12 protein-coding genes are annotated in these 13,795 nt (G+C 67.4%); 9 read left to right on the top strand and 3 right to left on the bottom strand.

What is annotated here, in order from left to right:
- Positions 1 to 187: 187 nt before the first annotated feature.
- Positions 188 to 1,468 carry an ATP-dependent Clp protease ATP-binding subunit ClpX gene (gene clpX / locus K3U96_RS09305; protein ID WP_069403869.1) on the top strand — a complete coding sequence of 427 codons (1,281 nt, stop codon included), beginning with the start codon at positions 188 to 190 and terminating at the stop codon, positions 1,466 to 1,468.
- 25 nt (positions 1,469 to 1,493) lie between these two features.
- On the opposite strand, the gene fdhD is transcribed toward clpX, so the two are convergent.
- A complete protein-coding gene (fdhD, locus tag K3U96_RS09310; RefSeq protein WP_069403870.1) occupies positions 1,494 to 2,330 on the bottom strand; it encodes a formate dehydrogenase accessory sulfurtransferase FdhD in 837 nt (278 codons plus the stop codon).
- A gap of 128 nt (positions 2,331 to 2,458) precedes the next feature.
- Between fdhD and K3U96_RS09315 the strand changes: the two genes are divergently transcribed.
- The 6 genes from K3U96_RS09315 (at position 2,459) to K3U96_RS09340 (ending at position 8,626) form a co-directional block, all read left to right on the top strand.
- Positions 2,459 to 2,605, top strand: coding sequence for a hypothetical protein (locus K3U96_RS09315; RefSeq protein ID WP_165614091.1), 147 nt, complete (start codon positions 2,459 to 2,461; stop codon positions 2,603 to 2,605).
- Positions 2,606 to 2,942: 337 nt separating this feature from the next.
- Entirely contained in the window at positions 2,943 to 4,898 is a 1,956-nt protein-coding gene (locus K3U96_RS09320) for a 2-oxoacid:acceptor oxidoreductase subunit alpha (protein ID WP_220692798.1), read from the top strand.
- A complete protein-coding gene (locus tag K3U96_RS09325; protein ID WP_220692799.1) occupies positions 4,895 to 5,965 on the top strand; it encodes a 2-oxoacid:ferredoxin oxidoreductase subunit beta in 1,071 nt (356 codons plus the stop codon). Before K3U96_RS09320 ends, K3U96_RS09325 begins: the two co-directional genes overlap by 4 nt.
- A 10-nt stretch (positions 5,966 to 5,975) precedes the next feature.
- Positions 5,976 to 6,566, top strand: coding sequence for a molybdenum cofactor guanylyltransferase (mobA, locus tag K3U96_RS09330; protein WP_220692800.1), 591 nt, complete (start codon positions 5,976 to 5,978; stop codon positions 6,564 to 6,566).
- Between the two features lie 1,036 nt (positions 6,567 to 7,602).
- A complete protein-coding gene (locus tag K3U96_RS09335) occupies positions 7,603 to 7,923 on the top strand; it encodes a transglycosylase family protein (RefSeq protein WP_069403874.1) in 321 nt (106 codons plus the stop codon).
- Between the two features lie 208 nt (positions 7,924 to 8,131).
- Positions 8,132 to 8,626 (top strand): transglycosylase family protein, encoded by a 495-nt coding sequence (locus K3U96_RS09340; RefSeq protein WP_069403875.1) that lies wholly within the window; start codon positions 8,132 to 8,134, stop codon positions 8,624 to 8,626.
- On the opposite strand, the gene K3U96_RS09345 is transcribed toward K3U96_RS09340, so the two are convergent.
- Both K3U96_RS09345 and K3U96_RS09350 read right to left on the bottom strand, forming a co-directional pair.
- Entirely contained in the window at positions 8,592 to 9,206 is a 615-nt protein-coding gene (locus tag K3U96_RS09345; protein ID WP_220692801.1) for a VOC family protein, read from the bottom strand. The genes K3U96_RS09340 and K3U96_RS09345 overlap by 35 nt on opposite strands.
- Entirely contained in the window at positions 9,203 to 10,381 is a 1,179-nt protein-coding gene (locus tag K3U96_RS09350; RefSeq protein ID WP_220692802.1) for an FAD-dependent oxidoreductase, read from the bottom strand. The genes K3U96_RS09345 and K3U96_RS09350 overlap by 4 nt, the downstream gene beginning before the upstream one ends.
- A gap of 101 nt (positions 10,382 to 10,482) precedes the next feature.
- Between K3U96_RS09350 and K3U96_RS09355 the strand changes: the two genes are divergently transcribed.
- Both K3U96_RS09355 and K3U96_RS09360 read left to right on the top strand, forming a co-directional pair.
- Entirely contained in the window at positions 10,483 to 12,468 is a 1,986-nt protein-coding gene (locus tag K3U96_RS09355) for a S9 family peptidase (protein WP_220692803.1), read from the top strand.
- A gap of 10 nt (positions 12,469 to 12,478) precedes the next feature.
- A complete protein-coding gene (locus K3U96_RS09360; RefSeq protein ID WP_069403879.1) occupies positions 12,479 to 13,735 on the top strand; it encodes a saccharopine dehydrogenase family protein in 1,257 nt (418 codons plus the stop codon).
- Positions 13,736 to 13,795 lie beyond the last annotated feature (60 nt).

Below are 13,795 nucleotides of genomic sequence, written 5' to 3' on the forward strand. Positions count from 1 at the left end.
ACAGTTATCGGGGTTGTCAGACGATATGTTGGCGCGACAGATGAATACCAAAGACGCGATTCGGCATTATCGGTCGCACCGTGTAGTGACAAGCGGGTAGCGTCGGGACCATCCCTTAGGAAAAGCCCGACGCGAAGCACACAAGAAGATTCAGTACCAACTGCGAGGAAAGTAGGACCCCACCACCATGGCGCGCATTGGAGACGGCGGTGACCTGCTGAAGTGCTCGTTCTGTGGCAAGAGTCAAAAGCAGGTTAAGAAACTCATTGCGGGCCCAGGGGTCTACATCTGCGACGAGTGCATTGACCTCTGCAACGAAATCATCGAAGAGGAACTGGCCGACGCCGACGACGTAAAACTCGACGAGCTTCCCAAACCGGCTGAAATTCGGGATTTCCTCGAGGGTTACGTCATCGGACAGGACACCGCAAAGCGGACTCTTGCCGTGGCGGTCTACAACCACTACAAGCGGATCCAGGCCTCGGAGAAGACCCGCGACTCCCGCGCGGAGCCGGTCGAGTTGGCCAAGTCCAACATTCTGATGCTCGGGCCCACCGGCTGCGGCAAAACCTACCTGGCGCAGACGCTGGCCAAGATGCTCAACGTTCCGTTCGCGATCGCCGACGCCACGGCGTTGACCGAGGCCGGCTACGTCGGCGAGGACGTCGAGAACATTCTGCTCAAGCTGATCCAGGCCGCCGACTATGACGTCAAGCGTGCCGAGACCGGCATCATCTACATCGACGAGGTCGACAAGATCGCCCGCAAGAGCGAGAACCCGTCGATCACCCGCGACGTGTCCGGTGAGGGAGTGCAGCAGGCGCTGCTGAAGATCCTCGAAGGCACGCAGGCCTCGGTGCCCCCGCAGGGCGGGCGCAAGCACCCGCATCAGGAGTTCATCCAGATCGACACCACCAACGTGCTGTTCATCGTGGCGGGCGCGTTCGCGGGACTGGAGAAGATCGTCTCCGACCGGGTCGGCAAGCGCGGGCTGGGCTTCGGCGCCGAGGTGCACTCCAAGGCCGAGATCGACACGCAGGACCACTTCTCCGAAGTGATGCCCGAGGATCTGATCAAGTTCGGGTTGATCCCCGAGTTCATCGGTCGGCTTCCCGTCGTGGCGTCGGTGACCAACCTGGACAAGGACTCGCTGGTGCAGATCCTGTCCAAACCCAAGAACGCGTTGGTCAAGCAGTACACCCGGCTGTTCGACATGGACGGTGTCGAGTTGGAGTTCACCGACGACGCGCTGGAGGCCATCGCCGATCAGGCGATCCATCGCGGCACCGGTGCGCGTGGACTGCGCGCGATCATGGAGGAAGTCCTGCTGCCGGTGATGTATGACATCCCCAGCCGTGACGACGTCGCCAAGGTCGTCGTCACCAAGGAGACGGTCCAGGACAACGTGCTGCCGACCATCGTGCCGCGCAAGCCGTCTCGGACCGAGCGCCGGGACAAGTCCGCCTAATTTTCCCCGCCTAGTTTCCCCCGGCCTAGCGCACCACGCGGTCCGGGCGGGTGTAGACGTTCATCGAGTCGCCACGCAGGAACGCCACCAGCGTGAGCCCGGACTGGCTGGCGAGGTCGACGGCCAGCGAGGAGGGCGCCGAGACGGCGGCCAGCACCGGGATACCGGCCATCACCGCCTTCTGCGTCAGCTCGAACGACGCGCGTCCGCTCACCAATAGCACCGTGCCGCCGAGCGGAATGCGGTCGTGCTCCAGCGCCCAGCCGATGACCTTGTCGACGGCGTTGTGCCTGCCGATGTCCTCGCGGACCGCAAGGATGGCACCGCCGGTGTCGAACAGCGCGGCGCCGTGCAGGCCGCCGGTGGCGGCGAACACCTTTTGCGCGTCCCGCAGCAGCGCGGGCAGGCTCGTCAACGTTTCGGCGGTGACGGTGGACGGGTCGTCGCCGGGGCCGTGCTTACTGCTCAACTGCACCGCCTCCAGGGAGGCCTTACCGCACACACCGCACGACGAGGTGGTGTAGAAGTTGCGGGTCACATCGACGTCGGGCGGCGCGACATCGGGCGCCAACGTGACGTCGAGCACGTTGTAGGTGTTGGCCGCGACCCCGGACTCGTCGGGTGTGGTGCCCTTGCAGTACCGCACGGTCAGCACATCCTCGCGACGCGCGATCACCCCTTCGGTGAGCAGAAAACCTTGCGCCAGTTCGATATCTGAGCCGGGGGTGCGCATGGTGACGGTGATCGGCGTGCCGTCGACCCGGATTTCCAGCGGCTCTTCGACCACCAGCGTGTCAGGCCGGGCCACCGTGTTTTCGGCGGTGACATGCTGAACCCGGCGGCGGGCGGTGACCCGTCCCATTACGCCTGCTCCGCTCGGACCACGTCGGTGTTGTCGGGTCCTCGGCTCAACGGCATGTGCCCAGCCTAGGACGCAGGCCACACTCGTCGAACTCGCCGCGGTCGGGATGGAACGGCACAATGGTGTGCGTGGATCCTGAAACCGAATCGAAAGCCCGGGCCCGCGCGTGGCGTGATCCGCTTTCGGCCGGGTTCCGTGCACATCAGAACCTGCTGCTGCTGCGGTTGCGCTGGCGCGAACGGCGCGCGGCGGTCGTGGCCGACCGGCTCGCATAGCGGCCCGGCGCAGGTCGTCGAGGCGCACCCTCCCGCGTGCTAGCCGGCTGCTACTGCGCAGTAACCATTTCCTTAGAAAACCCGGCGCCCGGCGGGGTGACGAAAAGCACAGTTTGTCTCACGTCGCACCCCTGCACACACGTGAGCAGGGCGTTTGGGCTACCCTGGACCTCGTGTCCTGCGCGGGTCCGGTATAGGCCTACCTAAGGAAAGTGCAATAATCGGTACTGGCAGTGACATAAAAAATTTGGGTGTGACGTCTAACGTCGCCGGGTCACGCTGACGGCGACGCGGACGACGTTCGTGGGTAACGACCCGCTACTAGAGAGGCAGGCGAGTGGGGGCCAACGGCAACGGCGCCAGTCCAGGGACTCGGCAGAAGCTTGAGAAGGTCGTCATCCGGTTCGCCGGCGACTCCGGCGACGGTATGCAGCTCACCGGTGACCGGTTCACCTCCGAGGCGGCGCTGTTCGGCAACGACCTTGCCACGCAACCGAATTACCCTGCCGAGATCCGCGCCCCCCAGGGCACGCTGCCCGGTGTTTCGTCGTTTCAGATTCAGATCGCCGACTACGACATCCTCACCGCGGGCGACCGCCCCGACGTGCTCGTCGCGATGAACCCGGCCGCCCTTAAAGCAAACGTTTCCGACCTTCCCCGCGGCGGTCTCATCATCGCCAACTCCGACGAGTTCACCAAGCGCAACCTCGCCAAGGTCGGCTACGAGTCCAACCCGCTGGAAAGCGACGAGCTGTCCGACTACGTGGTGCAGGCCGTCGCGATGACCACCCTGACGCTCGGCGCGGTCGAGTCCATCGGCGCGTCCAAGAAGGACGGCCAGCGCGCCAAGAACATGTTCGCGCTCGGCCTGCTGTCGTGGATGTACGGCCGTGAGCTTTCGCACAGTGAGGCGTTCATCCGCGAGAAGTTCGCCCGCAAGCCCGATATCGCCGAAGCCAACGTGCTGGCGCTGAAGGCGGGCTGGAACTACGGCGAGACCACCGAGGCGTTCGCCAGCACCTACGAGGTGGCGCCCGCCAAGCTGACAGCCGGTGAGTACCGCCAGATCTCCGGTAACACCGCGCTGGCCTACGGCATCGTCACCGCGGGCCAGCTGGCCAACATCCAGGTGGTGCTGGGCACCTACCCGATCACGCCGGCCTCCGACATCCTGCACGAGCTGTCCAAGCACAAGAACTTCAACGTGCTGACCTTCCAGGCCGAAGACGAGATCGCCGGCATCGGCGCGGCGATCGGCGCGTCCTACGGCGGCGCGCTGGGCGTCACCAGCACGTCGGGGCCGGGGATCTCGCTGAAGTCCGAGGCCATCGGCCTGGCCGTGATGACCGAGCTGCCGCTGATCGTGATCGACGTGCAGCGCGGCGGCCCGTCGACCGGCCTGCCGACCAAGACCGAGCAGGCCGACCTGCTGCAGGCGATGTTCGGGCGCAACGGTGAGTCGCCGGTGGCGATCGTCGCGCCGCGCTCACCGTCGGACTGCTTCGACGTCGCCGTGGAGGCCGCGCGCATCGCGGTCACCTATCACACCCCGGTGATGATCCTGTCCGACGGTGCGATCGCCAACGGCTCTGAGCCGTGGCGCATTCCGGACGTCACCACGTACCCGGCCATCACCCACGCCTTCGCCAAATCCGATGAGCCGTTCCAGCCCTACGCACGGGACCCCGAGACGCTGGCGCGTCAGTTCGCGGTGCCCGGCACGCCGGGTCTGGAACACCGCATCGGCGGCCTGGAGGCGGCCAACGGTTCAGGCAACATCTCTTACGAGCCCAAGAACCACGATCTGATGGTGCGGCTGCGGCAGGCCAAGGTGGACGGCATCAAGGTCGCCGACCTGGAGGTCGACGACCCGACCGGTGACGCCGAACTGCTGATGCTGGGCTGGGGCAGCAGCTACGGCCCGATCGGTGAGGCGTGCCGACGCGCACGGCGCCGGGGGGTCAAGGTCGCCCAGGCGCACCTGCGCAACCTCAACCCGCTTCCGGCCAACCTGGGTGAGGTGCTGCGGCGCTATGACAAGGTCGTGCTGCCGGAGATGAACCTCGGGCAGCTGGCGCTGCTGCTGCGCGGTAAGTACCTGGTCGACATCCAGTCGGTGACCAAGGTGGAAGGCATGGCGTTCCTGGCTGACGAGGTGGAGAGCATCATCGACGCCGCGCTCGAGGGAACGCTGGGCGACAAGGAAAGTGACAAGACCAAGTTCGCGCGGCTGGCGGCGGCCACCATCGAGGCCGAAGCAGCCGACGCGACTGGTGTGGGAGCGGACGCATGACAGATCTGGTTGGAGCTGACCTCGGCCTGACGTCGGGCACCAGTGGGGTGCCCACGACCGACCAGCCCCAGAAGGGTAAGGATTTCACCAGCGACCAGGAGGTCCGGTGGTGCCCGGGTTGCGGTGACTACGTCATCCTCAACACGATCCGCAACTTCCTGCCCGAGCTGGGTCTGCGCCGCGAGAACATCGCGTTCGTCAGCGGCATCGGCTGCTCGAGCCGCTTCCCGTACTACCTGGACACCTACGGGTTTCACTCCATCCACGGCAGGGCGCCCACCATCGCGACGGGGCTGGCCCTGGCGCGCAAGGACCTCTCGGTGTGGGTGGTCACCGGTGACGGTGACGCGCTCTCGATCGGCGGTAACCACCTGATCCACGCGCTGCGCCGCAACATCAACATCACGATCCTGCTGTTCAACAACCGGATCTACGGGCTGACCAAGGGCCAGTACTCGCCGACCTCGGAGGTCGGCAAGATCACCAAGTCCACGCCGATGGGTTCGCTGGACTACCCGTTCAACCCGGTGTCGCTGGCCCTGGGCGCCGACGCCACGTTCGTCGGCCGCGCGTTGGACTCCGACCGCAAGGGGCTCTCCGAGGTGCTGCGGGCAGCGGCTGCCCACCGCGGTGCCGCGCTGGTCGAAATCCTGCAGGACTGCCCGATCTTCAACGACGGCTCGTTCGACGCGCTGCGTAAGGAAGGCGCCGAGGAGCGCCTGATCAACCTCACCCACGGTGAGCCGGTCGTCTTCGGCGCCGACGGTGAGTACTGCGTGGTGAAGTCCGGCTACGGGCTCGAGATCGCCAAGACCGCCGACGTGTCGGCCACCGAGATCGTCGTGCACGACGCACACCTCGAGGACTCGGCGTACGCGTTCGCGCTGTCACGGCTGTCCGAGCAGAACCTCGAGCACTCGGTGATGGGTGTGTTCCGACAGGTGAGCAAGCCGACCTACGACGACGCCGCACGCCATCAGGTCGCCGCCGCCCGAGATGCGCAGCCGCACGACACGACGGCGCTGCAGTCGCTGCTTCGGGGCAAAGACACCTGGACTGTCGACTAACGTCTCACCCATGACGACCACTGTGAGCCTGGCCGCAATTATTTTGGCGGGCGGAGCTTCTCGCCGAATGGGCCGTGACAAGGCCACGCTGCCCTATGCGGGCTCCACCCTGGTTGAGCACATGGTCGACATTCTCAAGCCCCGCTGCGCGCCGGTGTACGTGGTGGCCGCGCCGGGGCAGGCGCTTCCCCAGCTCGACGCCGAGGTGCTACGTGACGAGGTGCGCGGCGTCGGTCCGCTGCTGGCGACCGGACGTGGGCTGCGCGCGGCCGCAGATGCGGGCATCGAGTTGGCGTTCGTCTCGGCGGTGGACATGCCACTGCTGACCGTCGACCTCGTCGATCAACTCGTGGGACCCGCGGTGGTGCTGGGCGCCGACGTGGTGCTGCCCTGGGACGGGCGTGACCACTACCTGGCCGGCATCTACCGGACCTCGCTGGCCGATCGGGTGGAAGCACTGGTGGCCGCGGGGGAGCGCAGCATGCGCGCGTTGGTGGAAACCGTCGACACCCAGCGCATCGTGCTGCCCGAGCAGCGCGGGTTGACCAACGTCAACACCACCGCTGATCTCGATGCGGTACGCCTCCAGCAAATTGCCTAGCAAATTCACCAATTATCGGTCGACTATTTGCGACTGACGGAATCGAATTCCGTGTAGCCAATTCTGTCGGTAGTCGGCTGTGATAAGCGTTCACGATCACAACAGTTGTTCTGCGCTATCGCTATGCCTGCGGGCGCCCAGTGCAGTGTGAATGCCGTTTTGCTGCAGACTATTTCGTGTCCGAAAAGCAACAATGGGTACCAATTCGGTCACCAACCTCACGCGAATTTCATTCCGGGACAGGGGCGCACCCGATGCTCCTGCGGGCCATTCGGACAGGCGAGCGGACCGGGGGAGTCGGGTCCGGCAGGGTAATAAGCGTGCTCCTGGGCTGTGAAGCGTCAAACATGTTGGGGTGCAAAGCCTTCAATGCTGTTCGCGTGGAACCCCCTGAGGTGATCACCCTGCGACGTGTACGCGCCTGCGGCCCGGGATCATCGTGAAACCGCTTAGGCCGCAACAGTTTCACCGCTGGATGCACACGGTTGGCCGGCGTCGTATTCTCAGCGAACCCGTTCGCCATCTTGCGGGGCCACCCCCGCGATTTCTGCGCCCTGGGAGCAGGTTTCGAGCCTGCCTACCCAGTCGGGGCCGCGTCTAGGCGTGCTTCACGTCACAAAACCATGGTGAGATGGCTCACCAAAACGCGCGGGCCGGCCGTATTTGGTGCCTCCGTCAAAGCGGTGATTGACCTGCATGGACGCTTGATAAATGTCGCCGTGATCTGTCCGTGATCATTCCGCGACACGTTCTTCACCGAGATGACTTCCGCGTATCCGGTTTGTACGGTCCCAAAGGGCTTCACCACGGAGCAAATAATTTCAAAACCCACGAACCTGCGCGTGAGTGGGGCTGCCGGGAGGGACCTGCGATGGACCAGCCTCCGGTGGCCGCCGGGCTGTGATGTCCGGTGAGGTTTCGGCCTTCCGCTGCTGCACCTGACCGAGACGGTGCGGCCCACCCCTGACGCCTGTAAAGGCACCACGCCCGGCCGACCGCCGGGTGTTACTGGCGCGCGCTTGGCGAAAGGATAGAAGTGAAGAACATCCGCAAGACGTTTGGCCTGGCCACCATCGCCGGCGCGCTCGCCGTGGCTCCGATGGCGCTGGCAGGCACCGCCAATGCGGACAGCGTGAACTGGGATGCCGTCGCGGCGTGTGAGTCCGGTGGCAACTGGTCGATTAACACGGGTAACGGCTACTACGGCGGTCTGCAGTTCACCTTGGGCACCTGGCGGTCCAACGGCGGATCGGGCATGCCGCACCATGCCAGCAGGTCCGAGCAGATCCGCGTCGCAGAGAACGTGCTGCAGTCGCAGGGCATCGGCGCGTGGCCGTCCTGCGGCCGACGCGGCTAGCAGGGAAAGACAGCGTAGGGGACGGCGCCGCGGTAAACCGGCGCCGTCCCTTCTTTCTCAGAAGCCTCTTACGCCAGTTAAGTAACGAATAAAACTTTTGACACTCGCGTAACAGGTGACCTTCCTCACCCGACACACCGGATAACCGCAGCGGAGAGCAGCTCTTCACGCGGACCTTGTGTCAAACGGTCGGGGAAGGACCGCAGCGATGAACATTCGTAAGGCAGTCACCAAGGGCCTGTGGGCCATCGCAATCGCCGGGGCGCTCGCCATCGTGCCGATGGCCGTGTCGACCGCCACCGCGCAGGCCGATTCGGTCAACTGGGACGCCATCGCCGAGTGCGAGTCCGGCGGCAACTGGTCGATCAACTCCGGTAACGGGCACTACGGCGGACTGCAGTTCAAGCAGGCGACCTGGAGCTCCAACGGCGGCGTCGGCAACCCCGCCCACGCATCCCGCGCCGAGCAGATCCGCGTGGCCGAGAACGTTCTGCGCACCCAGGGCCTGAAGGCATGGCCCAAGTGCGGCCCCCGCGGCGCCACCCCCGCGGTGTGGACCACCGCAGGCAGCCCGGCCGCCCCGGCTCCCGCCGCCACTGGTTGCGCGGCGATGCCCACCCGCGGCCTGCTCGGATTCGTCAACCCGCGCCAGATGTGCACCGCACTGCTCAACCCGCTGGGCGCGCTGGGCGCAACACGCTGAACTCATTGCCCTGGGGATCGACGAACCCGCCGTCGGGCCCGCGCAGCGCGGTAAACCTGCCGGGTTCGTCCTGAAGCGTCCACTGCCAGCGGTTGGGCACCACCCGTTCGTCGCTCACCCGGATGAACTTCCAGATCAGCGATTCCCAGCCCGCCGAACCGTACAGCCAGCGCGGGGTGCCGTCGGGCCCGTTTCGGACGTCTGCGCCGACCAGCGCCGCCCACCACGCGGCGAGCGCCTCAGGACGGTTGCTGTCCGTGCACACCGCGAACACCCGGGTCGCGGGCCCGGTCGCCGGCTCGGGGTCGGGGAACGCGCAGAACTCATTGCCCTCGACGTCGGCGAGGGTGACCCAGCCGGAGTGCTCGGCCAGTACCCGCGCGCCGCAGTCCAACAGTGTCGCGACGTCATGGGTGTAGACATCCAGATGCACACGGTTCTTCACGGTCTTGGGCCGCTGTTGGGGTCGAAACGACACGAGGGCCCGCTGGGCGTCGGCGCCGAGCACCTCGACCCAGAACGCCTGGACCGCGCACGGGTCGGCTGCCTCGACCGATAGGGCGCCCAGCGCGGTGCTCACGCCGGTTGCACGTCGCGCTCGTCGGGCAGCCGAAACGCCGACCGCGCGGCGATGCCGGCCAGGTGCCGCGTCAGCGCCCATTCCGGAACCAGCGCCGAGGCGCGGCTGGCCAGCGTGCTCAGCACCGCCGGGCGCAGGTTGACCACGGCGCCGATCAGCTTTGACTCGCGCGCCACCGAGTCCACCCGGGGGCGCCGGAACGCGACGAACCGGGCGAACGCCGCGGAGAGGTCGCCCGCGGCGTCGGTGCCGTCGACGAACCGCGCGAGGATCGCGGCGTCTTCGAGCCCCTGGCAGCCGCCCTGACCCAGATGGGGCCGCATCGGATGAGCGGCGTCGCCGACGAGTACCACCGGCCCGCGCGACCACTGCCGCGCCTGGTCGCGGTCGTAGAGATCGTTGCGCAGCACGACGTCGGCGTCGGTGGCGGCCAGCACCTGCGGAATCGGATCGGCCCATGCCGCGAACCTGGACCGCAGGTAGGCCAGCTCACCCTGTGGTTTCTGGCCGCCTTCAGGGGTGCGTTCGGTGGCGAACCAATAGGTGTGGTCCGCACCGAGTGGGACGAGGCCGAACTCGACGCCGGGTCCGAGCACCTCACCGGCGACATCGGGGTCGATCGTGCAGTCGGCCACCCCCCGCCAGGCCGTGTAGCCGACGTACCGGTTGCTCAGCGCACCGTTGAGGTGACGCGCCACCATCGAGTGGGTGCCGTCGGCGCCCACCACAGCGTCGGCGTGCAGGGTGGCGGCGTTCGACAACGTCACCCGCACACCGTCCCCGGTGGGCAGCAGCGCGTCTGCGGACAGGCCGGTGCGCAGGGTGCCAACGGCCAGGGCGTCGGCCAGCACCGCGGTCAACGCCGACCGGCGGATCACCACCAGCGGTTCGCCCAGTGCCTTGACGATGCGCTGCGGCGACGGATTCCGCAGCCAGGTGCCGTCACGCCAGCGCATGGCGCCCGCGGTCACCCGGCCGCCGGCCTCGCGCACCGGGTCGCCAAGGCCCAGCTCGTCGAGCGCGGCCAGCGCGTTAGGCCAGATGGAGATGCCCGCACCCGACGAAGTGTCGGTGCGCTCCTCGACGAGCGTGACGTCATGGCCCCGTTGCTGCAACGCCACGGCGGTCGCCAAGCCGGCGATGCCGGCCCCGACCACAACGATCCGCTTCGGCACCCGTCGAACCTAGCGCCGAACGGCGCGTTACGACCCGGCTTCCGGCGTTGACGCGGAACACAACTGGCCATTCGGCGCCGGGGCTGTGCTACCAACAACGCATGACCGCGACGCCCTTCGACGACCTCGACGACTATCTCGCGCTGCCGCGCGTCTCCGGCCTTGCGGTGTCACCCGACGGGACACGAGTCGTGACGACCGTCGCCGAACTCAACGACAAGCGCACCGAATACGTCACCGCGGTGTGGGAGCTGGACCCCGCAGGCGGCCGGCCCGCGCGACGGCTGACCCGCGGCGCCAAGGGGGAGTCGTCACCGGTCTTCACCGCAGAGGGTGATCTGCTGTTCCTCGCCGCCCGACCCAGCGACGACGACGACAAACCGCCCGCGGCGTTATGGCGCCTACCGGCCGCGGGCGGCGAGGCGTACGAGGTGTTGGCACTGCCCGGCGGGATAGAGGCGGTCCGCGCGGCCCGCGACACCGCGGTGACGGTGGTGCGCGCGCCGATGCTGCCGTCGGCGCGCACCGTCGACGACGACCGCCGGCTGCGTGATCTCCGCAAGGACAACAAGGTCAGCGCGGTGTTGCACACCGGCTACCCGATCCGTCGCTGGGACAAAGACATCGGGCTGAGCCATCCTCATCTGTTCGGCCTGGGTCTCGCTGAAGACGAGCCCACCGACCTCACCGGGTCCCCGGCGGGCGCGCTGCGCGATGCGCAGTTCGACGTCAGCGCGGACGGTCGGTTCGTGGTGACCACCTGGCAGCAGCCGGCACCGGGCGCGTCGCAGCATTCGGTGCTGATGCGGATCGACACCGACACCGGCGAGCGCACCGTGATCGCCGATGACCCCGGCGCGGACCTGTGGAACCCGGTGATCGCGCTCGACGGGTCGGCGGTGGCCTATGTCCGCGAGTCGTATTCGACGCCGGAGAAGGCACCCCGAATGACGTTGGGCTGCTTACGTTTCGGCGGTCAGCACGAAACGGTGGCATCGGAGTGGGACCGCTGGCCGGCATCGTTGACGTGGTCGCGGGACGGGTCGGCGTTGATCGTCACCGCCGACCAGGACGGGCGCTGCCCGGTGTTTTCCGTCGCCGTGGCCGACGGCGCGGTGACCCAGTTGACCTTCGACGACTACGCCTACACCGATGTGACGGCGGGCCCCGGCGGCGTTCTGTACGCGCTGCGCACCTCGTATGCCGCGCCGCCGCATCCGGTGCGGATCGACCCCGAAGGCACGGTGACGCAGATGCCGTGTGTGGCGGCGCCGCGGCTGCCGGGGCGACTGACCGAACTCGATGCGGCCGCGCCCGACGGCGCCAGGGTGCGGTCCTGGTTGGTGCTGCCCGACGGCGACGCGCCGGCGCCGCTGTTGCTGTGGATTCACGGCGGTCCGCTGTCGAGCTGGAACTGCTGGTCATGGCGCTGGAACCCGTGGCTGCTCGCCGCCCGCGGTTATGCGGTGCTGTTGCCGGATCCCGGGCTGTCCACCGGCTACGGGCAGGACTTCGTGCAACGCGGCTGGGGCGCGTGGGGCGGTGCGCCGTTCGACGACCTGATGGCGGCCACCGACGCCGCATGCGCGCACCCGCGCGTCGACGCCGCGCGCACCGCGGCGATGGGCGGATCCTTCGGCGGCTATATGGCCAACTGGGTCGCGGGCCACACCGACCGGTTCGACGCCATCGTCACCCATGCCAGCCTGTGGGCGCTCGATCAGTTCGGCGCCACCACGGACTCGTCCTACTACTGGGTGCGCGAGATGACCCGGGAGATGGCCGACACCTACTCCCCGCACCGCTACGTCGACCAGATCCGCACACCGATGCTGGTGATCCACGGGGACAAGGACTACCGCGTGCCGATCGGCGAAGCGCTTCGGCTGTGGTACGAGCTGCTCACCGACTCCGGTCTGCCCGCCGATGAGGACGGCACCAGCGCACACCAGTTCCTGTACTTCCCGTCCGAGAACCATTGGGTGCTCAGCCCGCAACACGCCAAGCTCTGGTATCAGGTGGTCACGGCGTTTCTGGCCCGCCATGTGCTGGGTGAGGACGTCGAGCGGCCCGCGGCCCTCGGGTAGCGTCGCCGTCATGAGCGCAGCGCAACGGGAGTTGGACATCGTCCTATACGGGGCAACTGGATTCGTCGGGAAACTGACGGCCGAGTACCTGGCCCGAGCCGCCGGCGACGCCCGTATCGCGCTGGCGGGCAGGTCGCAAGAAAAGCTGCTCGCGGTGCGCGACACGCTGCCCGCCGCGGCGCAGTCGTGGCCGCTGATCACCGCCGACGCATCGCAGCCCTCGTCGCTGAACGCGATGGCGGCGCGCACCCAGGTGGTGGTCACCACCGTGGGGCCCTACATCAAGTACGGGCTGCCGCTGGTGGCCGCCTGCGCGGCCGCAGGCACCGACTACGCCGACCTGACCGGCGAACCGATGTTCATCCGGCAAAGCATCGACCTGCACCACAAGCAGGCCATCGACACCGGCGCCCGCATCGTGCACTCGTGTGGATTCGATTCCATCCCTTCAGATCTCACGGTCTTCGCGTTGTACCGCAGGGTGCAGCAGGACGACGCGGGGCAGCTCGGCGACACCAACCTGGTGGTGCGGAAGTTCGCCGGTGGAGTGTCGGGGGGCACGGTCGCCTCGATGTTGGAGGTCATGCACACCGCCTCCACCGACCCGGAGGCCAGGCGGTTGATGGAGGACCCCTACACGCTGTACGACGATCGCGGCGCGGAGCCCGAACTCGGCGCGCAGCCCGACATGAGATGGCGTCGGGGTGCGGAGATCGCGCCGGAGCTCGACGGATACTGGACCGCCCCGTTCGTCATGGCATCGGTCAACACCCGAATCGTGCGGCGCAGCAACGCATTACTGGACTACGGTTACGGCAGGCGCTTCGAATACGGTGAGCAGATGAGCGTGGGCCGCTCCATCGCCGCCCCGGTGGCCGCGGCCGTCGCGGCGGCCAGCAACACCGCCGCCATGGCGCTGGGCACCCGGTTCTTCCACCGGCTGCCGTCCAAGCTCGTCGAGCGCGTGGTGCCCAAGCCGGGCACCGGGCCCAGCGAGCGCGTCCGGGAGCAGGGCCACTACACCGTGGAGACCTACACCACCACGACCACCGGCGCCCGCTACCAGGCCACCATGTCCCAGCAGGGTGACCCCGGCTACAAGGCCACCTCGGTGCTGCTCGGCGAGAGCGGGCTGGCGCTCGCGCTGGACCGTGACCGGCTCTCGGATCTGCGCGGTGTGCTGACCCCGGCCGCGGCGATGGGCGACGCGTTGCTGTCCCGATTCCCCGCCGCGGGGGTGTCGGTGCGGACGGACAAGCTCGCCTGAAGCGCGCCGAGCAGCCCTTACGACGCCGAAAAACCGCTTTTCGGCGCCCCATAGGCCCAC

The sequence above is a fragment of the Mycolicibacterium holsaticum DSM 44478 = JCM 12374 genome, assembly GCF_019645835.1.
GTDB lineage: Bacteria > Actinomycetota > Actinomycetes > Mycobacteriales > Mycobacteriaceae > Mycobacterium > Mycobacterium holsaticum.

Excerpts from the sequence above, each read along its gene's own strand:
- K3U96_RS09340 (WP_069403875.1), top strand. The coding sequence starts at position 8,132 with ATGAACATTCGTAAGGCAGTCACCAAGGGCCTGTGGGCCATCGCAATC.
- mobA (WP_220692800.1), top strand. The coding sequence starts at position 5,976 with ATGACGACCACTGTGAGCCTGGCCGCAATTATTTTGGCGGGCGGAGCT.
- K3U96_RS09360 (WP_069403879.1), top strand. The coding sequence starts at position 12,479 with ATGAGCGCAGCGCAACGGGAGTTGGACATCGTCCTATACGGGGCAACT.
- K3U96_RS09355 (WP_220692803.1), top strand. The coding sequence starts at position 10,483 with ATGACCGCGACGCCCTTCGACGACCTCGACGACTATCTCGCGCTGCCG.
- clpX (WP_069403869.1), top strand. The coding sequence starts at position 188 with ATGGCGCGCATTGGAGACGGCGGTGACCTGCTGAAGTGCTCGTTCTGT.
- fdhD (WP_069403870.1), bottom strand. The coding sequence starts at position 2,330 with ATGGGACGGGTCACCGCCCGCCGCCGGGTTCAGCATGTCACCGCCGAA.
- K3U96_RS09325 (WP_220692799.1), top strand. The coding sequence starts at position 4,895 with ATGACAGATCTGGTTGGAGCTGACCTCGGCCTGACGTCGGGCACCAGT.